At 72.5% G+C, this 24,357-nt stretch carries 17 protein-coding genes; 14 read left to right on the forward strand and 3 right to left on the reverse strand.

The window, feature by feature from the left end:
- Window positions 1-109: 109 nt before the first annotated feature.
- A complete protein-coding gene (locus AC3CCI_RS10925) occupies window positions 110-1,612 on the forward strand; it encodes an NtaA/DmoA family FMN-dependent monooxygenase (protein WP_488627200.1) in 1,503 nt (500 codons plus the stop codon).
- A gap of 61 nt (window positions 1,613-1,673) precedes the next feature.
- Here the strand turns inward: AC3CCI_RS10925 and AC3CCI_RS10930 are convergent, their stop codons facing one another.
- Entirely contained in the window at window positions 1,674-2,153 is a 480-nt protein-coding gene (locus AC3CCI_RS10930) for a hypothetical protein (RefSeq protein WP_488627201.1), read from the reverse strand.
- Window positions 2,154-2,372: 219 nt separating this feature from the next.
- Here AC3CCI_RS10930 and AC3CCI_RS10935 point away from each other — a divergent pair, with 219 nt between their 5' ends.
- From AC3CCI_RS10935 to AC3CCI_RS10945, 3 genes are all read left to right on the forward strand, one after another.
- A complete protein-coding gene (locus AC3CCI_RS10935; RefSeq protein ID WP_488627202.1) occupies window positions 2,373-3,434 on the forward strand; it encodes an LLM class flavin-dependent oxidoreductase in 1,062 nt (353 codons plus the stop codon).
- A gap of 66 nt (window positions 3,435-3,500) precedes the next feature.
- Complete coding sequence (locus AC3CCI_RS10940) at window positions 3,501-4,757, forward strand: FAD-binding protein (RefSeq protein ID WP_488627203.1); 1,257 nt, start codon at window positions 3,501-3,503, stop codon at window positions 4,755-4,757.
- Window positions 4,750-5,796: an aldose 1-epimerase family protein gene (locus AC3CCI_RS10945; RefSeq protein WP_488627204.1), complete on the forward strand. Its 1,047-nt coding sequence runs from the start codon at window positions 4,750-4,752 to the stop codon at window positions 5,794-5,796. The genes AC3CCI_RS10940 and AC3CCI_RS10945 overlap by 8 nt, the downstream gene beginning before the upstream one ends.
- 97 nt (window positions 5,797-5,893) lie before the next feature.
- Here AC3CCI_RS10945 and AC3CCI_RS10950 read toward each other — a convergent pair whose 3' ends face one another.
- Window positions 5,894-6,211 carry a hypothetical protein gene (locus tag AC3CCI_RS10950; RefSeq protein ID WP_488627205.1) on the reverse strand — a complete coding sequence of 106 codons (318 nt, stop codon included), beginning with the start codon at window positions 6,209-6,211 and terminating at the stop codon, window positions 5,894-5,896.
- Window positions 6,212-6,677: 466 nt separating this feature from the next.
- Here AC3CCI_RS10950 and chvE point away from each other — a divergent pair, with 466 nt between their 5' ends.
- The 8 genes from chvE (at window position 6,678) to AC3CCI_RS10990 (ending at window position 17,683) form a co-directional block, all read left to right on the forward strand.
- Window positions 6,678-7,832: a multiple monosaccharide ABC transporter substrate-binding protein gene (gene chvE, locus AC3CCI_RS10955; protein ID WP_488627206.1), complete on the forward strand. Its 1,155-nt coding sequence runs from the start codon at window positions 6,678-6,680 to the stop codon at window positions 7,830-7,832.
- Between the two features lie 102 nt (window positions 7,833-7,934).
- Window positions 7,935-9,485, forward strand: a complete 1,551-nt coding sequence (mmsA, locus tag AC3CCI_RS10960; protein ID WP_488627207.1) for a multiple monosaccharide ABC transporter ATP-binding protein — start codon at window positions 7,935-7,937, stop codon at window positions 9,483-9,485.
- The gene (gene mmsB / locus AC3CCI_RS10965; RefSeq protein WP_354594755.1) at window positions 9,472-10,740 is read left to right on the forward strand and encodes a multiple monosaccharide ABC transporter permease; all 1,269 of its coding nucleotides are present in this window, start codon (window positions 9,472-9,474) and stop codon (window positions 10,738-10,740) included. Before mmsA ends, mmsB begins: the two co-directional genes overlap by 14 nt.
- A gap of 159 nt (window positions 10,741-10,899) precedes the next feature.
- On the forward strand, window positions 10,900-11,889 hold the full coding sequence (locus tag AC3CCI_RS10970; protein WP_488627208.1) for a LacI family DNA-binding transcriptional regulator: 990 nt from the start codon (window positions 10,900-10,902) through the stop codon (window positions 11,887-11,889).
- 605 nt (window positions 11,890-12,494) lie between these two features.
- A complete protein-coding gene (araB, locus tag AC3CCI_RS10975; protein ID WP_488627209.1) occupies window positions 12,495-14,303 on the forward strand; it encodes a ribulokinase in 1,809 nt (602 codons plus the stop codon).
- Window positions 14,300-15,013: an L-ribulose-5-phosphate 4-epimerase gene (locus AC3CCI_RS10980; protein WP_354594752.1), complete on the forward strand. Its 714-nt coding sequence runs from the start codon at window positions 14,300-14,302 to the stop codon at window positions 15,011-15,013. Before araB ends, AC3CCI_RS10980 begins: the two co-directional genes overlap by 4 nt.
- On the forward strand, window positions 15,010-16,539 hold the full coding sequence (araA, locus tag AC3CCI_RS10985; protein ID WP_354594751.1) for an L-arabinose isomerase: 1,530 nt from the start codon (window positions 15,010-15,012) through the stop codon (window positions 16,537-16,539). The genes AC3CCI_RS10980 and araA overlap by 4 nt, the downstream gene beginning before the upstream one ends.
- 130 nt (window positions 16,540-16,669) lie before the next feature.
- Entirely contained in the window at window positions 16,670-17,683 is a 1,014-nt protein-coding gene (locus AC3CCI_RS10990) for an LLM class flavin-dependent oxidoreductase (RefSeq protein WP_354594750.1), read from the forward strand.
- A gap of 140 nt (window positions 17,684-17,823) precedes the next feature.
- Here AC3CCI_RS10990 and AC3CCI_RS10995 read toward each other — a convergent pair whose 3' ends face one another.
- The gene (locus tag AC3CCI_RS10995; RefSeq protein ID WP_488627210.1) at window positions 17,824-19,236 is read right to left on the reverse strand and encodes a mannosyltransferase family protein; all 1,413 of its coding nucleotides are present in this window, start codon (window positions 19,234-19,236) and stop codon (window positions 17,824-17,826) included.
- A 70-nt stretch (window positions 19,237-19,306) separates the two neighbouring features.
- On the opposite strand from AC3CCI_RS10995, the gene AC3CCI_RS11000 reads away from it, so the two are divergent.
- Window positions 19,307-20,431 (forward strand): helix-turn-helix transcriptional regulator, encoded by a 1,125-nt coding sequence (locus tag AC3CCI_RS11000; protein WP_488627211.1) that lies wholly within the window; start codon window positions 19,307-19,309, stop codon window positions 20,429-20,431.
- Between the two features lie 250 nt (window positions 20,432-20,681).
- Window positions 20,682-23,864 carry a S8 family serine peptidase gene (locus AC3CCI_RS11005; protein WP_488627212.1) on the forward strand — a complete coding sequence of 1,061 codons (3,183 nt, stop codon included), beginning with the start codon at window positions 20,682-20,684 and terminating at the stop codon, window positions 23,862-23,864.
- Window positions 23,865-24,357 lie beyond the last annotated feature (493 nt).

Below are 24,357 nucleotides of genomic sequence, written 5' to 3' on the forward strand. Positions count from 1 at the left end.
GACTAGGCGGGGTGCGGTGCACGAAACGCGGTGCGAAGAGCCCAGACCATGCGCAACACGGCGTCGCCGCCCGGTGGACGAGGAGGCGCGGTGCGGCACAGTAGGACGCGTGAGCACCGCAGGCACCCCCGCGTCCGACCCGTCCGCCACCCACCCGGCCACATCCGACCCGTCCGCCGACCCGGCCGCGTCCGACCCGGCCACCACCGACCCGTCCGCCGCCGCCACCGCCGACGCCCCCGCTCCGAAGAAGCGGCTGATCCTCAACCTGTTCGAGATGAACTGCGTCGGCCACATCACGCACGGCCTCTGGCGGCTGCCGCACAACCACCGCAGCGAGTACAAGGACCTCGCCTACTGGCTCGAGCTGGCGCGCCTGGCCGAGCGGGGCGGCTTCGACGCGATCTTCCTCGCCGACGTGCTGGGTGCGTACGACGTGTTCGGGGACAGCCCGGCGCCGGCCCTGCTCGAGGGCATCCAGGCGCCGAACGGCGACCCCATGATGGTCGTGCCGGCGATGGCCGCGGTCACCGAGCACCTCGGCTTCGGCATCACGTTCTCGACCAGCTACGAGCCGCCCTTCGCGTTCGCCCGGCGCATGTCGACGCTCGACCACCTCACGGGGGGCCGCGTCGGTTGGAACGTCGTGACGTCGTACCTGCCGAACGCCGCGCGCAACTTCGGCCTCGACGCCGAGATCCCGAAGGCCGAGCGCTACGCCCGAGCCGCCGAGTACCTCGACGTGCTCTACAAGCTGTGGGAGGGCTCGTGGGAGGACGACGCGGTCGTCGCCGACCCCACCGCCGACGGTCTGGCCCCCGGCTCGGGCGTCTACACCGACCCGTCGAAGGTGCACGCCATCGACCACGTGGGCGAGCACTTCCGCGTCGCCGGCCCGCACCTCAGCGAGCCGTCGCCGCAGCGGACGCCCGTGCTCTTCCTCGCGACGGCCTCGCCGAAGGGCGTCGAGCAGGCGGCCCGCAACGCCGAGGTGGTGTTCACCGGCGGTCCGGCCGTCAAGGCGGTGGGGGCCGCCACCCGCGAGGCCGCCGTCCTGGCCGGGCGCTCCGCCGACGACGTCTCGTTCATCGTGCAGGCGGGCGTCGTCACGGGCGAGACCGACGAGGTCGTCGCCGACAAGCTCGCGCTCTACCGGTCGTTCGCGAGCGAGCAGGGCAAGCTGGTCCACCGCAGCATCCCGTTCGACGCGCCGTCGCACCCGCGTGACCGCAGCGTCCGCGAGGCGCTCGAGGCCGAGGGACGGCTCGACCACCCGGGCGCGGCCGCGCTGCCCCTCGACATCACGGTGGGCCAGCTGATCGACTCGGTCGACGAGGCCTGGGGCGGCACGTTCTTCGTCGCGGGCACGCCGACGGTCGTGGCCGACGAGATCGAGCGCTGGCTCGACGACGAGGGCATCGACGGCATCAACCTGCGCCAGTACCACTCGTTCGACACGCTGACCGACTTCGTCGAGCTCGTCGTGCCCGAGCTGCGGCGCCGTGGTCGGCTCCGCGAGGCGTACGTGCCGGGCGAGACGCTGCGCGAGCGGCTGACGGGCGGCGGGCCCCGCCTGCCCGGGACGCACCCGGCGGCGGCCTACCGACGCTGACCCGGGGAGGCGCGGTGCCGACGCGAGACGCGGTGGTGTCAGGAGGCGCGGTGCGGCCGGGTCAGCGGGGGGCGGGGCTTCGGTAGCGCGCGGGCACCGGCGGCACGCGCAGCCAGGTGGTGCGGCTGCCGCCGCGGCCGTCCGACCACTCGACGAACACGGTGCCGAGCGCGACGAGGGCGTCGAGCTCGACCGGGGTCGCGATGCCGAGCATCGCGCCCGGGCGCAGCCGGTCGCGGCCGCGGACGGGTCCGCCGGGCAGGTCGACGAGCACGTCGCGCGCCGAGCGGCCGACCGTGCGCAGCACGAGGCAGGTGCCCAGGGGCAGGCCGGGGTCCGTGCCGTCGTTCGGCACGTCGAGCCACGACAGGACGAAGGTGGCGGGTCGTCGGACCCGCGTGACGCGCTCGGGGCGGACGCGGACCGCCCGGGTCGCGGTGGCCGGCCGGGTGCCGGGCGTGGCGGCCGCGTCGAACGTGGTGGCGGCGTCCGACGGGTCGGTCGTGCCCGGGCGTCCGGTGTCGGGCTCTGCGGTGTCCATCGTGGTGGTGTCCCCTGAAGTCGTGGTGTCGTCCGTGGTCGTGTCGTCGTCGACGCGTGGCTCTCGAACGGCTCCGTCCAGCGAACCCCACCCGGGGCCGGGGGACAACGGGGCACGGCCACCCAGTACGGGGGTGGGCCGGTCCCCAGTCCGGGGGACGCGAGACGGGGGACGGGGGACGCGACGGGGGACCCGACGTCGTCTGGCTAGGCTCGACGGGTGACCACCGCCTCCTCGTCGCCGTCCTCGCCGTCCGTCGCCCCGAGACCGCTGCGCCGCCTCGGGTTCCTCACCATCGGCGCCTTCGAGGGCGCCGACCCGACGGCCGGCCTCGAGCAGGGGCTCGAGCTGTTCGAGCGTGCCGAGGCGCTGGGGCTCGACGGTGGCTGGACCCGCACGCGGCACCTGCAGTTCGGCATCTCGTCGCCGGTCGCCTTCCTCTCGGCGGCGGCGCAGCGCACCTCACGGCTCACCCTCGGGACGGCCGTCATGCCGCTCGGCTGGGAGAACCCCTTCCGCCTCGCCGAGGACTGGGCGACCGTCGACGTGCTCTCGCGCGGTCGGCTGCAGCTCGGGGTGAGCGTGGGCGAGCCTCGCGGCTACGACGAGGTCGGCCCGCACCTCTACGGCGACGCGGTCGACCACCAGGACTTCTCGTACGCCCGGGTCGAGAAGTTCCTCTCGCTCGTGCGGGGCGAGCAGGTCAGCGCGTTCGAGGGCACCGAGGGCATCGAGGTCTACACGGGCCGGGTGCAGCCGCAGAGCCCCGGACTCGCCGACCGCGTCTGGTACGGCGCGGGCAGTCCGCGGTCGGCCGAGTGGGCCGGCCGGCAGGGGCTCGGCATGCTGATCAGCAACGTCAGCTTCGCCGGTGCGCCCGGTCCGGTCGAGCCGACCCGCTTCGCCGCGTCGCAGCTCGAGCAGATCCGCGCCTTCCGCGCGGCCCACCCGGCGGGTCAGGAGGCGCGGGTCGCCAAGGGCGCGGTCGTGCTGCCCACCGACACGGCCACCGCCGGGCAGCGTGCGGCGTACGAGGCCTACGCGTCCTCGCGTCGCGACCGCACCACCGTGGCGCACGGGCCCCGCGGCATGATGTTCGACCGCGACCTGGTCGGCCCGTCCGAGTGGATCGCCGAGCAGCTGCGCGAGAACGCCGCGATGCGCGAGGTCGACGACCTCATCGTCGAGCTGCCGTTCGACTTCGACCTCGCCGAGTGCACGCAGGTGCTCACCGACGCCGCCGAGCGACTCGGACCGCTGCTCGGGTGGCAGGCGAAGTGAGCGCTCACACGGCATCGCGGCGGCGCGCCTAGACTCGACGGAGCACCCCGAGCCGAAGGAGTCTCCATGCAGAACTGGGCCGCCAACGTCGAGTACTCGACGACCGACCTGCGTCGCCCCACGAGCATCGAAGAACTGCGTGACGTCGTCACCGGCAGTCGTCGGGTGAAGGCCCTCGGGTCTCGCCACTCGTTCAACCGCGTCGCCGACACCGACGGCACCCTCGTGTCGCTCGACGCGCTCGCCACCCCGGTCGAGGTGGACACCGCCGCCGGCTCCGTCCGGGTCGGGGCGGGGACGACGCACGCCGCGCTCGCCGGCGAACTGCAGCGCCGTGGCCTCGCCCTGCACAACCTGGCCTCGCTGCCGCACATCTCGGTGGCCGGCGCGGTCCAGACCGGCACCCACGGCTCGGGCGTCCGCAACCCCGCCCTCTCGGCCGGCGTCCGCGCCGTCGAGCTCGTGCGGGCCGACGGCAGCCTCGAGACCGTGCGCCGTGGTGACGACGCGTTCGGCGCCTCCGTGGTCTCGCTCGGCGCGGTGGGCGTCGTCACCGCCCTCGAACTCGACACCGTGCCGACCTTCGACGTCGAGCAGACGATCGTCGAGGGGCTGCCCTGGGAGGCCGCCCTCGAGCACCTCGACGCCGTGCTGGCCAGCGCCTACAGCCTGAGCTTCTTCACGCGCTACGACGGAGACGGGGTCGACCAGGTCTGGTCGAAGCACCGCGTCGGCGACGAGGTCGGGCTCGACCTGCGCGACCTGGGGGCCGTGCGGGCCGACGCGACCACGCACATGATCCCCGGGGCCGAGACCGCGGCCGTGACGCAGCAGGGCGGCGTGGCCGGCCCGTGGCTCGAACGCCTGCCGCACTTCCGCTTCGACTTCACGCCGAGCGCCGGCGAGGAGATCCAGAGCGAGTACCTCGTGCCGGCCGAGCACGCCGCGGCCGCGATCGAGGGGCTGCGGGGCATCGCCCACACCTTCGCCGACGTGCTGATGGTCAGCGAGATCCGCACCATCGCTCCCGACGACGCGTGGATCAGCCCGAGCAGCGGCCGTCAGAGCGTCGCCTTCCACTTCACCTGGCACCGTCGGCCCGCCGACGTGCTCGCCGCCCTGCCCGCGATCGAGGGCGTGCTGGGCGCCTTCGACGCGCGCCCGCACTGGGGCAAGGTGTCGACCGCGTCGCACGCCGAGCTGCGCCGGGTGCACCCGCGCCTCGGCGACTTCGCCGCCCACGTCGAGTCGGTCGACCCCGAGGGTCGCTTCCGCAACGCGTTCCTGTCCGCGTCCGTCCTCGGAGAGCCCGCCCATGTCTGAACCCACCCCCGTCGCCGACGTCCCCGTGCCCGGCACCACCCCGCCCGTGGTCGAGCCCGCGCCGGGGGCACCGCCCACGGCGACCCTCGCCACCTCGCCCGTCCCGGTCTCGGGTGCCCAGGTCGTGCTCGAGCGGGACGGCTACCGCGCCGAGCTGGCCGCGGTGGGGGCCACGTTGCGTGCCCTGACCTTCGAGGGCCGCGACCTCGTCGTGCCGTTCGCCGCGGACCGGGTCCGGCCCGGCTTCCGGGGCGCCCTGCTGGCCCCCTGGCCGAACCGCGTGACGGACGGACGCTACGAGCGCGACGGGGTCGAGCACCAGCTGGCCCTCAACGAGGTCGAGCGCGGGCACGCCCTGCACGGCCTCGTGCACTGGGCCGACTGGAGCTTCGACCAGGCCCAGGCCGCCCGGGCGTCGGCCTCGTTCGTCCTCGTGCCGAGCGACGGCTACCCCTGGCGGCTCGCGCTCACCGTGGTCTACGAGCTGGGTGACGACGGCCTGACCACGACCGTCACGGCCCGCAACGTGGGCGAGGGCACGGCGCCCTACGGCACGGCCCCGCACCCGTACCTCGTCGCCGGCGACGGCCGCGTCGACGACTGGACCCTCGACCTGCCCGCCGCGAGCTACCTCGAGGTCACCGACGACCGCCTCGTGCCCGTCGGCACCCGCCCGGTGGGCGACCGCGAGGGCTTCGACTTCCGCGAGGGGCACGCGATCGGCGACCTCTTCGTCGACCACGCCTTCACCGACCTCGCCTTCGGCGGCGGCGCCGGCGCGTCAGCCGAGGCCCGGGAGGCGCGGGTCGCCGCCACGGTCACCGCGCGTGACGGCCACGGCGTCACCATGTCGTGGGGCCGCGAGCTGCCCTGGGTGCAGGTGCACACCGCCGACCGGCCCGAACCCGAGAACGACCGCGTGGGCCTGGCCGTCGAGCCGATGACCTGTCCGCCCGACGCGTTCAACTCGGGGGACGACCTCGTGCTGCTCGCCCCCGGCGAGGCGCACACCGCGAGCTGGACCATCACGGCCTTCTAGCCGCGGCACCCGGCCCGCCCCACCCGCTCCGCACCGCGTTTCGTGCACCGCACCCCGTCTAGACGCGGTGCCGTGCACGACACGCGGTGCGGACGGCTCAGGCGACCTCGGCGCCCGCCGCGAGGGCCGCGGTCTGCCACGTCATCGCCGAGACCGTGCCGGGCAGGCACCGCTCGAGGGCGGCCTCGAGGGCTCGCCGGGTCCGGCGGGCCGCGAGTTCGTCGCGCACGACGACGTCGAAGCGCAGCGCGTCGGGCAGCTCGGTCAGCAGCACGGTGCCCGCGTCGGCGAGCTGCACCAGGTACTGGCCCACGTCGAACCGGGCGGCCCGGTGCTCGGCCAGCAGGCGACGCGACAACCAGAACAGGCCGGCGGCGTCGTGCGCCGTGTGGACGGTCGCGGTCGCGGTGATCATGGCCACACTGTGACGTGACGACCGCTCATGCGCGTGAACGGCGTGTGGCGAACGTGTAAATCCTGCCGCGACACGCCGACGGCGCATCGACTTGACAAGCACCTGGACCTCGTTCAGTATTGCCCCGCACCACCCGATGTGAGCGCTCACATTCTCAGGTCAGCGCTCGACCGTCCTCGCGACGGACCATCACGCACCACTCCGTGACGCCCCCGCCACACGTTTCCTGACGAAGAGGTCAACCGTGAACAGCACCGCACCCCGCCCGGCCGCTCGGCCCGGCGTCCGCACGTCGCCCGCCCCGCGCCTCCTCGCGGCCGCCCCGGCCTGACGTCCCCTCGGCCCCGACGGGCACGCCTCGCGCACCCGTCGGCCCGGCACGTCCCCGACCTCCCGAGTCGTCGCGTGCCTGCACCACAGTGATCCCTCCACAGCACCACCACCCGTCATCGACGACGCCGTCGAGATGACACCTGACACGAATGGAACAACCGTGAAGAAAAAGCTCCTCGTCGGCATCGTCGCCGTCGGCATGGCATTCTCCCTGGCCGCCTGCTCCGGCGGTGCCGGCGGACGCGGCGGTGACGCCGGCGGCAGCAGCAGCGGCGACAACGCCGGCGCGCTGGTCGGCGTCGCGATGCCCACCAAGGTGTCCGAGCGCTGGATCAAGGACGGCGACGCCGTCAAGAGCGCCCTCGAGGACAAGGGCTACAAGGTCGACCTCGAGTACGCCGACAACAAGATCCCCCAGCAGGTCCAGCAGATCAGCAACATGATCACCAAGGGCGCCAAGGTGCTCATCGTCGCCTCGATCGACGGCGGCTCGCTCAGCGACCAGCTCGACTCGGCCGCCAAGGCCGGCATCAAGGTCATCTCGTACGACCGCCTGCTGACCGGCAACAAGAACGTCGACTACTACGTCTCGTTCGACAACTACAAGGTCGGCGTCGACCAGGGCACCAGCCTCCTGACCGGTCTCGGCCTCGTCGACGCGGACGGCAAGAAGGTCGACGGCGCCTCGCCCAAGACCATCGAGGTCTTCGCCGGCAGCCCCGACGACAACAACGCCAACTTCTTCTTCAGCGGCGCGATGGACACCCTCAAGCCCTACATCGAGGACGGTTCGCTGACCATCGGCTCTGGCCAGGACCAGTTCACGCAGGCCGCGACGCAGCAGTGGGACCCCGCCACCGCCAAGGCGCGCATGCAGAACCTGATCGCCTCGACCTACTCGAGCGGCACCAAGCTCGACGGCGTCCTCTCGCCCTACGACGGCATCTCGATCGGCATCATCTCGGCGCTCGAGGGTGCCGGCTACTCGAGTGACGCCCTGCCGATCATCACCGGCCAGGACGCCGAGGCCGCGTCGGTCAAGTCGATCATCGAGGGCCAGCAGTACTCGACCATCTACAAGGACACCCGTCAGCTCGCCGACCAGTCCGTCGTGATGGCCGACGACCTGCTGACCGGCAAGACGCCCGAGACGAACGACGACAAGACGTACGACAACGGCGAGAAGGTCGTCCCGACGTACCTCTTCCAGCCCACCATCGTCACGAAGGACAACTACAAAGAGGTCCTGATCGACAGCGGCTACTACACCGAGGCCGACCTCAAGTAGGTCCCTCCCCCCGAGAACCGAGGAGGCGCCGGTCGCCGACCAGCGCCTCCTCGTTCCTCTGCTCCCCAGCAGCACCCACCCGACACACGGAAGAAGGAACACGTGGCGAACACGATCCTCGAGATGCGGGAGATCACCAAGACGTTCCCCGGCGTCAAGGCCCTGCAGGACGTCACGCTCGAGGTCGAGCGCGGCCAGGTCCACGCCATCTGCGGCGAGAACGGCGCCGGCAAGTCGACGCTCATGAAGGTGCTCTCCGGGGTCTACCCGAGCGGCTCGTTCGACGGCCAGATCCTGCTCGACGGCCAGCCCGTCGACTTCAAGAACATCAACGACTCCGAGGCCGCGGGCGTCGTCATCATCCACCAAGAGCTGGCCCTCAGCCCGTTCCTGTCGATCGCCGAGAACATCTTCCTCGGCAACGAGCAGGCCAAGGGCGGGTTCATCGACTGGAACAAGACCAACCTCGACGCCGCCGGCCTGCTGGCCCGCGTCGGGCTGCGCGACAACCCGATCACGAAGGTCGTCGACATCGGAGTCGGCAAGCAGCAGCTGGTCGAGATCGCGAAGGCGCTGTCGAAGCGCGTGAAGATCCTCATCCTCGACGAGCCGACGGCCGCCCTGAACGACGACGACTCGGCCCACCTGCTCGACCTGATCAAGAGCCTGCAGGGTCAGGGCATCACGTCGATCATCATCAGCCACAAGTTGAACGAGATCAAGGCGATCGCCGACAAGGTCACGATCATCCGAGACGGCAAGACCATCGAGACCCTCGACATGCACGCCGACGAGGTTTCCGAGGACCGCATCATCAAGGGCATGGTCGGCCGTGACCTGGAGAGCCGGTACCCGGCCCACGAGTCGACGGTCGGCGAAGAGCTGCTGCGCATCGAGGACTGGACCGTCCACCACCCGCTCGACGCGACCCGCGAGATCATCCACCAGGCCCACCTCAGCGTGAAGGCCGGCGAGATCGTCGGCATCGCCGGGCTGATGGGTGCCGGACGCACCGAGCTCGCGATGAGCGTCTTCGGCAAGAGCTACGGCACCGGCATCTCGGGCACCGTCTACAAGCGCGGCCAGGAGGTCGACACCTCGACGGTCAGCAAGGCCATCGCGGCCGGCATCGCCTACGCCACCGAGGACCGCAAGAAGTACGGCCTGAACCTGATCGACGACATCACCCGCAACGTGTCGGGCTCGGCCCTCGGCAAGCTCGCGAACTGGGGCTTCGTCAACCGGTCCGAAGAGAGCACCGTCGCCGAGCGCTTCCGCAAGAGCATGAACATCAAAGCGCCGACCGTGGCCGCCGTGACGGGCAAGCTCTCGGGCGGCAACCAGCAGAAGGTCGTGCTGTCGAAGTGGATGTACGCCGACCCCGACGTGCTGATCCTCGACGAACCCACCCGCGGCATCGACGTGGGTGCCAAGTACGAGATCTACACGATCATCAACCAGCTCGCGGACGCGGGCAAGGGCGTGATCGTCATCTCGTCCGAGCTGCCCGAGCTGCTCGGCATCTGCGACCGCATCTACACCCTCTCGGAGGGGCGCATCACGGCCGACGTGCCGATCGCCGAGGCGACCCCCGAGTTCCTCCTGAAGTACATGACCCTCGAACGAGAGAGCCCCGTCAATGAGCGCGCCTAGCCCCACCCAGGCCACCGACCCGAAGCCCACCGGCGGGTCGCCCACGTCCCGTCAGCCGCAGTCCGGCTCCGGGGGCAACCCGATCGTCAGCGCGGTCTCGTACCTCGGCGGCCAGCTGCGTCAGATCGGCCTGTTCATCGCGCTGATCGTGATCGTGCTGTTCTTCCAGATCACCACGAACGGCATCACGCTCGCACCGATCAACGTGTCGAACCTGGTCGTCCAGAACAGCTACATCCTGATCCTGGCCATCGGCATGGTGATGGTCATCATCGCCGGCCACATCGACCTCTCGGTCGGCTCGGTCGTCGCCTTCACCGGTGCCATGGCCGGCGTGATGATCACGCAGTGGGGCCTTCCCTGGCCGCTGGCCGTCGTCCTCTGCCTCGTGCTCGGCGCGCTGGTCGGTGCCTGGCAGGGGTTCTGGATCGCCTACTTCGGCATCCCGGCGTTCATCGTCACCCTGGCCGGCATGCTCGCCTTCCGCGGTGCCGCCCAGATCGCCCTGCAGAGCACCCAGATCTCGTCGTTCCCCCAGGGGTTCCGCAACATCGGCTCGGGCTTCCTGCCGGCCTTCGGCACCACCGGTTACGAGCCCCTGACGCTGATCCTCGGCGCCGTCGCCTCGATCGCCCTGATCGGCACCGGACTGCGCGGTCGTGCGACCCGTCGCAAGTACCAGCTCGAGGACGAGCCGTTCCTGTGGTTCGTCACCAAGCTCGTCTTCACCGTCGCGCTCGTCATGTACGTCGGGTTCCTGCTCGCGAGCTACTCGGGCACCCCGATCGTGCTGGTCATCCTCGCCGTGCTCGTGGTCGTGTACTCGACCGTCATGAAGAACTCGGTCTTCGGTCGTCACGTCTACGCGATCGGTGGCAACGTCCACGCCGCCGAGCTCTCGGGCGTCAAGACCAAGCGCGTGACCTTCCTGCTGTTCGTCAACATGGGCGTCATCTCGGCGCTGGCCGGAATCGTCTTCACCAGCCAGCTCAACCTCGCCGCGTCCAGCGCCGGCACCGGGTTCGAACTCGACGCCATCGCGGCCGTGTTCATCGGTGGCGCCGCCGTCACCGGCGGCATCGGCACGGTCACGGGCGCCATCATCGGTGGTCTGATCATCGGCATCCTGAACAACGGCCTGTCGATCCTCGGCGTCGGCACCGAGTACCAGTCCCTCATCAAGGGCCTCGTGCTGCTCGCCGCGGTCGCGTTCGACGTCTTCAACAAGCGTCGCGCCGCCTCGTCCGGCAAGTAACGAACGCGACACCCGTCGACGAGGCGCGGTTCCCGGTGACGGGAGCCGCGCCTCCTCGTCTCTCCGCCCCCGGGCGGGCACCCGGTCGGACCGCAGGAGGCGCGGGTCGGCCGCGCAGGACACCGTCGTCCGCAAACCGAACCGAAATAGGATCAACTCGTGGCAACCCTCTTCGACGTCGCGGCCGCGGCCGGCGTCTCGCACCAGACCGTGTCGCGGGTCGTCAACGGCGACCCGACGGTCCGGCCCGCCACGAAGGCCAAGGTCGACGCCGCGATCGACGACCTGAACTACCGGCCGAGCCTCACGGCGAGGGCCCTGGCCAGCCGCAAGACCCGGTCGCTCGGCGTCATCAGCACGGGGTTCCCCTTCTACGGTCCGTCGAGCACCATGCACGGCTTCAACGGTGCCGCCCGCCGCGCCGGCTACCAGGTCTCGATGGCCACGCTCGACGTCGACGACCGGCAGGGCATGCGTCAGGCCCTCGACTCGCTGGTCGGGCAGAACGTCGCCGCCATCGTGCTGATCGCCCCCGACTCCGAGGCCCTCGAGGTGCTGCGGCGCTCCGACGTCTCGGTGCCGCTCGTGACCGCCGACAGCGAGGCCGAGGACGGCCACCACACGGTGTCGTTCGACCAGGCCGCCGGGGCCGAGGCCGCCGTCGAGCACCTGGCGGCGCTCGGGCACCGACGCATCGCCCACGTCGCGGGGCCCGACGGGTGGATGGACGGACGCGACCGCGAGCGGGGATGGCGCGAGGCGTGCGCCCGGCTCGGGGTCGACTCGAGCCTGCTGTGTCGGGGTGACTGGACGCCGGGGTCCGGTCATCGCATCGGCCGCGAGCTCGCCCGGCGCGACGACGTGACCGCCGTGTTCTGCGGCAACGACCAGATGGCGCTCGGCGTGGTGCACGCGTACGTCGACGCCGGGCTCGTCGTGCCCCGCGACGTCAGCATCGTCGGGTTCGACGACATCCCCGAGGCCGAGCACTTCGTGCCGCCGCTGACGACCGTGCGCCAGGACTTCGAGGCCCTCGGCCGTCGGCTCATGACCACCGTCGAGGCGGTGCTCGCGGGCGACGACGCGCCCGTCGCGGCGCTCGGCCCCGAGCTCGTGGTTCGCCGCTCGACGGCTGCCCCTACGCGCTGACCCGGTGCCCGCGCCCACTGACCCGCGCCCGCGGCCCGGCCTGCCCGGGTGACCCCCCTCGTCCGGCGCAGAACCTCTGCCTAGGCGGATCGTCGAGCGCCGCTCGGGGTGGTCGGGCCCGGCCCCGGTCCGGCCTGCCCGTGTGGCCCCCTCGTCCGGCGCGGAACCTCTGCCTAGGCGGAACGTTGAGCGCCGCTCGGGGTGGTCGGGCCCGGCCCCGGTCCGGCCTGCCCGTGTGGCCCCCTCGTCCGGCGCAGAACCTCTGCCTAGGCAAATCGTTGAGCGCCGCTCGGGGTGGTCGGGCCCGGCCCCGGTCCGGCCTGCCCGTGTGGCCCCCGCGTCCGGCGCGGAACCTCTGCCTAGGCGGAACGTCGAGCGCCGCTCGGGGTGGTCGGGCCCGGCCCCGGTCCGGCCTGCCCGTGTGGCCCCCGCGTCCGGCGCAGAACCTCTGCCTAGGCAAATCGTCGAGCGCCGCTCGCGGGGGGCGGGCCCGGCCCCGGGCACGGTGGCCGATCGACCCGACCCGCGCCTCACGAGATTGCACGCGCGAGCCCTCGCATGTGAGAATGTGAGCGCTCACTTTCGCATCAGGACAAGGACGTTCCATGGCCGAGACCGCCATCCCCTCCGACTCGTCGCCCGGGGTTCCCGACCCCGCCGGCACCTCGGCCGACTCGTACGTCGTCGGCGTCGACTACGGCACGCTGAGCGGCCGTGCGGTCGTCGTGCGCGTGCGCGACGGCGCCGAACTGGCCAGCGCCACGTTCGAGTACCCGCACGCCGTCGTCGACCGCACGCTGCCCGGCACGGGCGAGCGCCTGCCCGCCGACTGGGCCCTGCAGGTGCCGTCGGACTACGTCGACGTGCTGAAGAACGCCGTGCCCGAGGCCCTGCGCTCGTCGGGCGTCGACCCGTCGGCCGTCGTCGGCATCGGCACCGACTTCACGGCCTGCACCATGGTGCCGACCACCGCCGACGGCACGCCGCTCAACGAGCTCGAGCGCTTCGCCGACCGCCCGCACGCCTTCGTCAAGCTCTGGCGCCACCACGCGGCCCAGGGGCAGGCGGACCGCATCAACGAGCTCGCCGCCGAGCGCGGCGAGACCTGGCTGCCGCGCTACGGCGGGCTCATCTCGAGCGAGTGGGAGTTCGCCAAGGGCCTGCAGCTGCTCGAAGAGGACCCCGAGGTCTACGCCGCGACCGAGCACTGGGTCGAGGCCGCCGACTGGATCGTCTGGCAGCTCAGCGGCCGGTACGTCCGCAACGCCTGCACCGCCGGCTACAAGGGCATCTACCAGGACGGCGAGTACCCCAGCCGCGAGTTCCTCGCGGCGCTCAACCCCGACTTCGCCGACTTCGCCGAGAGCAAGGTCGTGCACGAGATCGGCGCCCTGGGCGACGTCGCGGGCACGTTGACCGCCGAGGCGGCCGGCTGGACGGGGCTGCCCGAGGGCATCGCCGTCGCCGTCGGCAACGTCGACGCGCACGTCACCGCCCCGGCCGCGAAGGCGACCCAGCCCGGCCAGATGGTCGCGATCATGGGCACGAGCACGTGCCACGTGATGAACGGCGACCGGCTCGCCGAGGTGCCCGGCATGTGCGGCGTGGTCGACGGCGGCATCGTCGACGGCCTCTACGGCTACGAGGCCGGGCAGTCCGGCGTCGGCGACGTCTTCGCCTGGTACGTCAAGAACCAGGTGCCGCAGTCGGCCGTCGAGGCCGCCGCGGCCGCGGGCAAGAGCGTCCACCAGCACCTCACCGACCTCGCCTACGAACAGCCCGTCGGCGCCCACGGCCTCGTGGCCCTCGACTGGCACAGCGGCAACCGCTCGGTGCTCGTCGACCACGAGCTGAGCGGCGTCATCGTCGGTCAGACGCTCAGCACGACGCCCGAAGAGGGCTACCGCGCCCTGCTCGAGGCGACGGCCTTCGGCACCCGCCGCATCGTCCAGGCCTTCGAAGAGTCGGGTGTGCCCGTCACCGAGTTCATCGCCGCGGGCGGTCTGCTCAAGAACGCCCACCTGATGCAGACCTACAGCGACGTGCTGCGCCTGCCGATCTCGACGATCACGAGCGAGCAGGGCCCCGCCCTCGGTTCCGCCATCCACGCGGCCGTCGCCGCCGGCGCCTACCCCGACATCCGCTCGGCGGCCGAGGCCATGGGCAGCGTCGACCGCGCCACCTACACGCCCGACGAGGCGAACGCCGACGCCTACGACGCCCTCTACGCCGAGTACCTCCTGTTGCACGACTGGTTCGGTCGGGGCGGCAACGACGTGATGCACCGCCTGCGGGCGATGCGTCGTGAGGCGACCCGCGCCTCCTCGGCCCCCGCCGTCGACGCAGGAGGCGCGGACGCAGTCGAGCAGGACGCCACCGCCTCCGCCTCGACCGAGTCGCAGGTGACCGCATGACCGGCTGGATCGACCGCTCGACGCAGGCGGCCATCGACGCCACCCGCGAAGACGTGGCGACCCTGCACGCCGAGCTCGTGCGGTACGGACTGGTCGTCTGGACGGGCGGCAACGTCTCGGGTCGCGTGCCCGGCACCGACCTCTTCGTCATCAAGCCGAGCGGCGTGCTGTACGACGACCTCACCGCCGAGAACCAGATCCTCTGCCGCCTCGACGGCACCGTGGTCGAGGGCACCCCGGGCAGCGACCGCAGCCCGTCGAGCGACACCGCGGCACACGCCTACGTGTACCGGACCATGCCGCACGTCGGGGGAGTCGTCCACACGCACTCGACCTACGCCACCGCCTGGGCCGCCCGCGGCGAGGCGATCCCGTGCGTGATCACGGCCATGGCCGACGAGTTCGGCGGCGAGATCCCCGTCGGTCCGTTCGCCATCATCGGCGACGACTCGATCGGCCGCGGCATCGTCGCGACGCTCGAGGGCCACCGCAGCCGCGCCGTGCTGATGCAGAACCACGGCGTCTTCACGATCGGCAAGGACGCCCGCGACGCGGTCAAGGCCGCCGTGATGACCGAGGACGTCGCCCGCACCGTCCACATCACCCGCCAGCTCGGCGAACCCCTCCCCATCCCGGCAGAGAGCATCGACGCCCTCTTCGACCGGTACCAGAACGTCTACGGCCAAGCGCCCGCAGGAGAACTGAAATGACGAACGACACCCTCGACCCGACCGCCTTCCTCGCCTCGAAGGAGGTCTGGTTCCTCACCGGCAGCCAGGGCCTCTACGGCGAAGAGACCCTGAAGCAGGTCGCCGACCAGTCGCGCGCCATCGCCGACGAGCTCGCCGCGGCCTCCGACGTGCCCGTGCGGCTCGTCTGGAAGCCCGTGCTGACCGACGCCGACGCCATCCGCCGCACGATGCTCGAGGCGAACCTCGACGACTCGGTCGTCGGCGTCACGGCCTGGATGCACACGTTCAGCCCGGCCAAGATGTGGATCGGCGGCCTCGACGCCCTGCGCAAGCCGCTGCTGCACCTGCACACGCAGGCGAACGTCGCCCTGCCGTGGGCCGACATCGACTTCGACTTCATGAACCTCAACCAGGCCGCCCACGGCGACCGCGAGTTCGGCTACATGCAGACCCGCCTCGGCGTGCCGCGCAAGACGGTCGTCGGCCACGTCAGCGACCCGCGCGTCCAGCAGCAGGTCGGCACGTGGATGCGCGCCGCCGCGGGTGCCTCGGCCATGCGGTCCCTCAAGCTGGCCCGCTTCGGCGACAACATGCGCTTCGTCGGCGTGACCGAGGGCGACAAGACCGAGGCCGAGCTCGCCTTCGGCGTGCAGGTCAACACCTGGGGCGTCAACGAGCTGGCCGAGGCGGTCGCGGCGGCGTCCGAGTCGGCGATCGACGACCTGGTCGCCGTGTACGAGGCCGAGTACGACGTCGTGCCCGAGCTGCGGGCCGGTGGCGCGCGTCACCAGTCGTTGCGCGACGGCGCCGCGATCGAGATCGGCCTGCGGTCGTTCCTCGAGGCGGGCGGGTTCCACGCCTTCACGACGAACTTCGAAGACCTGGGCGCGCTCAAGCAGCTGCCCGGCCTCGCGGTGCAGCGCCTCATGGCCGAGGGCTACGGCTTCGGCGCCGAGGGCGACTGGAAGACCTCGGTGCTCGTGCGTGCGGCCGCCGTGATGGGCGCCGGGTTGCCGGGTGGCGCCTCCTTGATGGAGGACTACACCTACCACCTCGTGCCCGGCGAGGAGAAGATCCTCGGGGCGCACATGCTCGAGGTCAGCCCGTCGCTGACGTCGGGTCGCGCGTCGCTCGAGGTGCACGCGCTCGGCATCGGCGGCAAGGACGACCCGGTGCGCCTGGTCTTCTCGGCCGACCCCGGCCCGGCCGTCGTCGTCGCGATGAGCGACGTGCGCGACCGCTTCCGCCTGACGGTCAACGTGGTCGACGTCGTCGACCCCGACGAAGACCTCCCGAACCTGCCCGTGGGGCGCGCGGTGTGGAAGCCCCGTCCGTCGTTCGCGGTGTCGGCCGAGGCCTGGCTGACCGCCGGCGCGGCGCACCACACGGTGATGTCGACCGCCGTCGGGCTCGAGGCCTTCGAAGACCTGGCCCGCATCGTCGAGACCGAGCTGCTCGTCATCGACGAGGACACCCGCATCCGCGACTTCCGCCACGAGGTCGCCTGGAACGCCGCCTACCACCGCCTCGCCCGCGGCCTCTAGGCCCGGGCGCGCGTCGCGCGGCCCGCACCGAGTGGTCCCGCATCGTCCCTCGCCCCCCGGCGGAGGACGGTCCGGGACCACTCGTCGTCCTCGCGGGCATACGACGACGCCCGTCGTTGTTCACCCCCGCATGAGCATCCCCCTCTCCATCCTCGACCTCGCCCCCGTCGCACCCGGTCAGACCGTGCGCGAGAGCTTCGCGGCCTCGGTGGCCCTGGCGCAGCAGGCCGAGGCGAGCGGGTACCGGCGGGTCTGGTACGCCGAGCACCACAACATGGCGTCCATCGCGTCGAGCGCGACGTCGGTGCTGATCGCCCACATCGCCAGCCAGACCTCGACGATCCGACTGGGCTCGGGCGGCGTCATGCTGCCGAACCACTCGCCGCTCGCCATCGCCGAGCAGTTCGGCACCCTCGAGACGCTGCACCCGGGCCGCATCGACCTCGGTCTCGGTCGCGCCCCCGGCAGCGACCAGGCCACCTTCCGCGCCATGCGCCGCGACCCGTCGTCGTCCGAGCGGTTCCCCCAGGACGTCGTCGAACTCCAGGCCTTCCTGGCCGGCGAGTCCCGCGTCGCCGGGGTCCAGGCCGTCCCCGGTGCCGGCACGAACGTGCCGCTGTACATCCTCGGCTCGTCCCTCTTCGGGGCCAAGCTCGCCGCGGCCCTCGGCCTGCCCTACGCCTTCGCGTCGCACTTCGCCCCCGGCGACCTGATCGACGCCGTCTCGGCCTACCGCCGCGAGTTCCAGCCGTCGGCCCAGCTGAGCGAGCCCTACGTGCTCGCCGCCGTGAACGCGATCGTCACCGACGACGCCGACGAGGCCGACGTGCAGTTCGCCCAGGTCAAGCGCCAGCGCCTGCTGATGCTGCTGCGCCAGAGCGGCCAGATCGACCCCACCCGCGAGTTCGGCGACGACGAGCTCGACCACCTGCTGCGCACCCCGGTCGGCCAGCACGTCCAGACCATGACGACCTACACCGCCGTCGGCACGCCCGGCGACGCCCGGGAGTACATGGAGCAGTTCGCCCGGACCGCCCAGGCCGACGAGCTGATCGTCGCGCACTCGTCCTCGTCGCTGGACGCGCGCCTCCGGTCCGTCGCCCTGCTCGCGGACGCGATGCAGCTGGCACCGGCCGCCGCGTAGCGCGCCGGTGCCTCCGGGCCGGACGCGTTGCGCCCCGCCCACCGGACACCGCCGAGTGGACGAGACACCGAGGAATGCGACGGTGTCGTGTCCATTCGGCGGTGTGTTCGTCGTGACAGCCGGCGGCGACGCCGCGGTCGCTACGGCGCGGTGAAGAGGAACACGAAGACGACGGCCACGGGCTGCAGCGCCGCCCCGCCGAGCAGCAGGGTGCGGCGCAGCCACGGACGCGTCGAGATCGCGGGCGTGCCGAGCACCGGGCTGAGCGGCATCAGCAGCCGGAACAGGCTCTGCTGCGGCAGGAAGACCGCGACCAGGTAGGCGAAGAAGCCGGCGACGAACGCGACGACCTCGTGGCCGAGGCGCAGCGTCGAGCGGCGGGTCATCCAGAACGTGAACGACCCGACGATGGCCAGCACGAGCACGATGCCCGCGATGCCGAGCCAGCGGCCGGCCAGCAAGAACCACGGCGTCAGCGGTACGAACGCCGGCCGACCGACGTAGTCGACCCACCAGGCCATCTCGGTCTCGAGGTAGGCGTCCGACTGACCCGTGACCACGTGCGCGACCACCGGCCAGGCCAGGCCCGCCGCCGCCATCGCGAGCCCCGCCACGACGATCGTCGTCAGCTCGCGGGTCGGCATGCGGCCGCCGACGACGAACTCGCGCAACCCGGCCCAGGCCCGTCGGCCCACCGTCCGGGCGGCGGTCACGAGCGCAGGAGGCGCGGTGTCGACCCCGGCGACCCGTCGCGACCCGGCGGCGTCGCCTGCCCGCGTCGCCGCGTCGTCCACCGCGTCGGCGGCAGCCCCCGACGATCCGCCGGCGGGTCGCTCTCGCTCGGTGTGCCAGCGCACGATCAGGTGGACGCCGAGCGCCAACGCGAGGGCGAGCGCCCCGGGCCGTACGAACGAGGCCGCGATGCCGGCCGCCGCCACGAGCGGGTACCGCCGCCGCTGCATGGCGTACAGGCCGCCGAACATCAGCAGCAGGAACAGGCTCTCCGCGTAGCCGATCGACAGGACGAACGCCATCGGCCCGAAGCAGAACAGCAGCACGGCCCAGACCGCGCCGGTGTGGCCGACCTTCGTGACGAGCAGGCGGTACAGCACGACGACGGCCCCCGCCCCGAACACGGTGGCCAGCAGGGGAGCGGCGACGGTGAAGTCCATGCCCGTCGCGACCATCAGCAGATGGCAGAGGTACGGGAAGACCGGCAGGAACGCCCACTCGTTCGGCAGCACCTCGCCCGCCGCGTCGGTCGGCAGGGTCGAGGGGTAGCCGTGCAGCGCGATGGTGCGGTAGCGGTCCGCGTCCCACGACGAGGTGAAGTCGAGGTAGCTGCGATCGCTGCCGGGGGTGATGAAGGTCGCCCCGGCCAGCTTCCCGATCTCGTAGACGGCGAAGAGCACGCTGGTCGAGAACAGCCGGGACGCGAGGTAGACCACCATCAGGCTGCGCCAGCTGCCCGAGACGCGGCCCGCCAGGTCGACCGTGAAGGCGGGTCGCCGCAGCGACGTCGCCGCCGGCGACGCGATCGCCTCGCGGCTCACCGCCCCGCCCCGTGTCCGGTCATCTGGACGACGCTACCAAGAGTCGGCTGGGACGGGGCAAGATCGTCCCGTGCCCCTTCCGTCCTTCTCCGCGCTCGGCATCGACGACGTCGCGGTCGCGGTCTACCGGCACGTCGTCGCCGGGGCCGGGGTGGCGGACGCCGACGGGGCGGCGGCCGGGCCGACGCCCGGGGCCGTGGCACGGGCCGAGCACCTCGACGAGGCGACGGCCCTGGCCGCCCTGGAGCGCCTCCGTTCGCTCGGTCTCGTCCAGCGGACGGCGGGTGGCGAGGGGTACGGCGCGGTCGACCCGCGGGTGGCCCTGCCGGCCGTGGTCGCGGCGCGCGCCGACGAGCTCGTCGAGGTGCGGGCGGCCGTGCCCGAGCTGGGCGAGCTTTTCGACGAGGGCAGGCGCCCGCACGACGCCGACCAGCTGACCCGGGTCGTCGTCGGTCACGCCGCCGTGGGCGACTGGTACTCGCGGCTCGAGCACCGCGCCACCACCGACTTCGTCGCCTTCGACCGGCCGCCCTACGTGGTCGCGTCCAACGAGTCCACCCAGCGGGTCGCCCTCGGGCGCGGGGTGCGCTGGCGGGCCGTCTACACGGTGGCGAGCATCTCGGCCGACGGCAGCTGGCAGGGCGTGCACCGCCTCGGGGCCGACGGCGAGGAGGCCCGCATCACCCACGACCTGCCCGTCAAGCTGGCCGTCGCCGACCGTCGGGTCGCCCTCGTGTCGATCGGTCACGACCCCGACCGGCCCGAGGCCCTGGTGACCGAGTCCGAGCCGCTCGTCGCCGCCCTCTACGACCTGTTCGAGGCCCGCTGGCGCAGCGCCCTGCCGGTGCCCGGTGCTTCCGGGGCGGGCGGGCCCGCCGTCGACTGGGCCGAGGTGGCGGCCCGACTCGCGGCGTCGACGCCCACGTCCGCCCCCTGGCCCGATCCCGCGTCGTCCACCGTGGGCGGATCCCCCACGCGGGACGAGGAGGCGCGCCTCGCGTCCCGACCCCCGACCCCCGCCGAGCGCGACCTGCTCGCCCTCGTGGCCGCCGGGGCGACCGACGAGGTCATCGCGGCGCAGCTCGGCATCTCGTCCCGCACCCTGCGTCGGCGGTTGCACGCCCTCTTCGACGAGCTCGGGGCGAGCAACCGGTTCCACGCCGGGGTCGAGGCGGCCCGGCGCGGCTGGGTCTGAGCCGTCGGAACGACCCCGGTCGGGCCGGCGCAGGGGCGTGCGTCCCCCCAAGGGAGGACGGGCTCGGTGCCCCGCCCGCGCCTCCTCGTGTGAACTCTGTGGCCGATGGAGGTCACTGGCCGGTTTCGGCCATGACCCCCACTAGAGGGTCACGCGCATTCACAGGTAGTTCTTATGGATCGACCGTGGCCCGGGGCCGCGGCGCACCCCCGACAGCACGCTCCGAGCGGCGTGCATCGAAAGGCGATCCGTGATCACACCATCCGGCCGACGCAGGCCGTCCGCACCTCCCCGCAGCCGCCTCCGCGGCGGCTTCGCCGCGATCCTGGCCACCGGCGTCGTCGCCGCGGGCCTCGTCGCGGTGCCGACCACCGCCTCCTTCGCCGCCGACGGTCCCGCGGTCGTGGGCGACAGCCAGTTCGCCGACGGCAAGTACGTCGTCACCCTGCGCGAGCCGGCCGCCGCGACCTACGAGGGCGGCAAGGCCGGGCTCGCCCGCACGGCCGTGCCCCAGGGCAGCCACCTCGACGCGCAGAGCGCGCCCGTGCAGGACTACGCCGCGCACCTCGAGGACGTCCAGCAGGACGTCGCCGCCGCGGCGGGAGCCACGGTCGAGGCGAGCTACGCCATCACCACCAACGCCTTCGCCGCCGACCTCACGGCCGCCCAGGCCGCGAAGCTCGCGAGCGACCCGGCGGTCGCCGCCGTGTCGAAGAACGAACTGCTGAAGCTGCAGGCGACGCCCTCGACCGAGTTCCTCGGGCTGGGCGACGCCGATGGGAACGGCGGCGTCTGGGACGCCGTCGGGGGGCGCGACAAGGCCGGCGAGGGCGTCGTGGTCGGCATCATCGACTCGGGCATCGCGGCGGGCAACGCCTCGTTCGCCGGCGACCCGCTGGGCTCCGCGAGCGACGCCGAACCGCACCTCGAGGGCGACGCGACCGTCTTCGCCAAGGGCGACGGCGGCACCTTCACCGGCGTCTGCCAGACCGGCGTCCAGTTCGACGCGAGCGACTGCAACACCAAGCTGATCGGCGCCCGGTACTTCGTCGACGGCTTCGGGGTCGGCAACATCGGCACCGAGGAGCAGGGCGAGTACCTCTCGCCCCGTGACGGCAACGGCCACGGGTCGCACACCGCCTCGACCGCCGCGGGCAACGCCGACGTCGAGGCGACCATCGGCGACCGCTCGTTCGGCACCGTGTCGGGCGTCGCCCCGGCCGCGAAGATCGCGGCCTACAAGGTCTGCTGGGACGGTCCCGACCGCGTCGGCACCGACGACGACGGGTGCGCCACGCTCGACCTGATCGCCGCCATCGAGGCCGCGGTCACCGACGGCGTCGACGTCATCAACTACTCGATCGGCGGCGGCGGTGCCACGAGCACCTTCTCGGCCACCGACCAGGCGTTCCTCGGCGCGGCCTCGGCCGGCGTCTTCGTCGCGGCCTCGGCCGGCAACGACGGCCCGACCCCCACGACGGCCGACAACGCCGCACCGTGGATCACCACCGTCGCCGCGTCGACCATCCCCAGCTACAGCGCGACGGTGCAGACCGCCGACGTTACGAACTACCTCGGCGGCTCGATCACCGTGCCGACGGGCGAGGACGGCCTCACGGGCGACTTCGTCTCGTCGACCGCGGTCGCCGCGGCCGGTGCCGACGCCACCGCCGTGACGCTGTGTGCGCCCGACACCCTCGACCCCGCCAAGGCCGCCGGCACGATCGTGCTCTGCGACCGCGGCGTCTACGACCGCACGGCCAAGTCGGCCGAGGTCGAGCGCGCCGGCGGCATCGGCATGGTGCTCGTCAACCCGACGAGCAGCTCGGTCGACCTCGACGAGCACGCCGTGCCCACCGTCCACCTCAACGCCGACGACTACGCCGCGATCCACGCGTACGCCGACACCGAAGGCGCGACCGTCACGCTGCTCGACGGCAACCCGGGTGCGCTGCCCGAGCCCGCGACCCCGCAGATCGCCGGCTTCTCGTCGCGTGGTCCGGTGACCGCCGACGGCGGCAACCTGCTGAAGCCCGACATCTCGGCGCCCGGCGTGGCGATCCTCGCCGACGGTGCCAACGCGCAGGGCGAGCCCGGCACGTACGAGTTCCTCTCCGGCACCTCGATGTCGTCCCCGCACATCGCGGGCCTCGCGGCGCTGTACCTCTCGAAGGGCGTGCACCCGGACTGGACCCCCGACGAGGTCAAGTCCGCCATGATGACGACCGCCTACGACCTCGTCGGCGAGGACGGCGCCCCCAGCCAGGACGTCTTCGCCCAGGGGGCCGGCCACGTCGATCCGACCGCGTTCCTCGACCCCGGCCTGGTCTACGAGAACGGCCCCGCCGACTGGCAGGCCTACGTCGACTCGATCGACACCGTCGAGGGGACCGACTCGTCGCTCAACCTGCCGTCGATCAGCGTCGGTTCGCTGGCCGGCACCGCCCAGGTCACCCGCAGCGTCACCTCGACCGAGGCGGGCACCTACACGGTCGCCCCGATCGAGATGGACGGGGTCACCGCGACCGTCGAGCCCTCGACCCTGACGTTCGCCGCGGCGGGCGAGACGCAGGACTACACGGTCACCTTCACCCGCACCACGGCCGCGCTCGACGAGTTCGCGACGGGGTACCTGACCTGGAGCGACGGGGAGCACGACGTCCGCAGCCCCCTGGCGGTCCGACCCGTCCGGCTGCAGGCACCGGCCGAGGTGGCCGGCGAGGGCGCCACGGGTGAGACCGCGTTCGACGTGACCGCGGGCGACGCGCTCGAGCTGCCGCTGACCACCGAGGGGCTCGTCGCCGGTCAGGTGACGACCGGGTCGGGCACGGCGGGAGCCGCCGCGGCCGAGACGCCGGTCACGATCGCCGAGGGCACCACCCACGCGCGCTTCGTGCTCGACAGCGCCGACGACACCGCCGACCTCGACCTGCTGCTCTACACGGCCGACGCCGACGGTGCGCCCGACCAGCTCGCGGCCGTCTCGGCGACGGGCTCGGCGGACGAGCAGATCGACCTCGACGCCCCCGCGGCCGGCGAGTACGTGCTGCTCGTCGACTTCTACTCGGGGTCGGGAGCGCTCGACTACACGCTCACGTCGTACCTGCTCGACCCCGCGGCGGCCGTCGGAGGCCTCACGGTCGACCCGGCGACGCTCTCGGCCGGACTCGGCGAGACCGCGACGCTCACCGCGTCGTGGACCGACCTGGCCTACGAGCAGACCTACCTCGGCCGCGTCGTCTACGGCGACACCGGGCAGGTGACCTACCTCACGGTCGCGTCCGGCGAAGCGCCCGAGGTGCCCACCGACCCGGGCCCCGGCCCGGGCCAGCCCGGCAACCCGGGGGGCGGCTGGAGCCTCGGCGACGTCCTCCAGTGGATCTGGAACGCCCTCGGCGACCTCTTCCACGGGTGGTTCCCGTGGCGCTGGTAGCAGCGCCGACGGCCTGACGGCCTGACGGCCAGGAGGCGGTGGTCACCTTCCCCACGGGAGGCGGCCACCGCCTCCTCGCGTCCCCGCCCGTCTCCGCCTCGACCTGGGGGCAATTCCTGCCCGGTGCCGCCGCGCCGTCCGGGGCGCCCCGGTTCGCGTCCCGGGCCCGCGCACTCGTCAGGAGTTGCCCGTCGCAGGCCGGCTTGGCTGGCAAGTCCTGTCCGGTGCCGCCGCGCCGTCCGGGGCGCCCCGGTTCGCGCCTCGGGCCCGTGCACTCGTCAGGAGTTGCCCGTCGCCAGCCGGCCGTGGGCTGAGGGAGTCGCCGCCCCGCCCGCGCGTCGGCACCGGGTCGCCGTGTCCCCCGGAGCGGGTGGCTCGGGGGACCGCCGGCGTCGCCCGCACGCCCATCCGGGTGATCTGTCCCCCGAATGGTGGACACTGTCAGCAACCCGGCCCTAGTTTGGGGGCACCCGAGACGTGACGATCCCTGTTC

It is taken from the genome of Frigoribacterium sp. CF331 (genome assembly GCF_057787905.1).

Excerpts from the sequence above, each read along its gene's own strand:
- chvE (WP_488627206.1), top strand. The coding sequence starts at position 6,678 with ATGACACCTGACACGAATGGAACAACCGTGAAGAAAAAGCTCCTCGTC.
- AC3CCI_RS10980 (WP_354594752.1), top strand. The coding sequence starts at position 14,300 with ATGACCGGCTGGATCGACCGCTCGACGCAGGCGGCCATCGACGCCACC.
- AC3CCI_RS10990 (WP_354594750.1), top strand. The coding sequence starts at position 16,670 with ATGAGCATCCCCCTCTCCATCCTCGACCTCGCCCCCGTCGCACCCGGT.
- mmsB (WP_354594755.1), top strand. The coding sequence starts at position 9,472 with ATGAGCGCGCCTAGCCCCACCCAGGCCACCGACCCGAAGCCCACCGGC.
- araA (WP_354594751.1), top strand. The coding sequence starts at position 15,010 with ATGACGAACGACACCCTCGACCCGACCGCCTTCCTCGCCTCGAAGGAG.
- AC3CCI_RS10940 (WP_488627203.1), top strand. The coding sequence starts at position 3,501 with ATGCAGAACTGGGCCGCCAACGTCGAGTACTCGACGACCGACCTGCGT.
- AC3CCI_RS10930 (WP_488627201.1), bottom strand. The coding sequence starts at position 2,153 with ATGGACACCGCAGAGCCCGACACCGGACGCCCGGGCACGACCGACCCG.
- AC3CCI_RS10945 (WP_488627204.1), top strand. The coding sequence starts at position 4,750 with ATGTCTGAACCCACCCCCGTCGCCGACGTCCCCGTGCCCGGCACCACC.
- araB (WP_488627209.1), top strand. The coding sequence starts at position 12,495 with ATGGCCGAGACCGCCATCCCCTCCGACTCGTCGCCCGGGGTTCCCGAC.
- AC3CCI_RS10950 (WP_488627205.1), bottom strand. The coding sequence starts at position 6,211 with ATGATCACCGCGACCGCGACCGTCCACACGGCGCACGACGCCGCCGGC.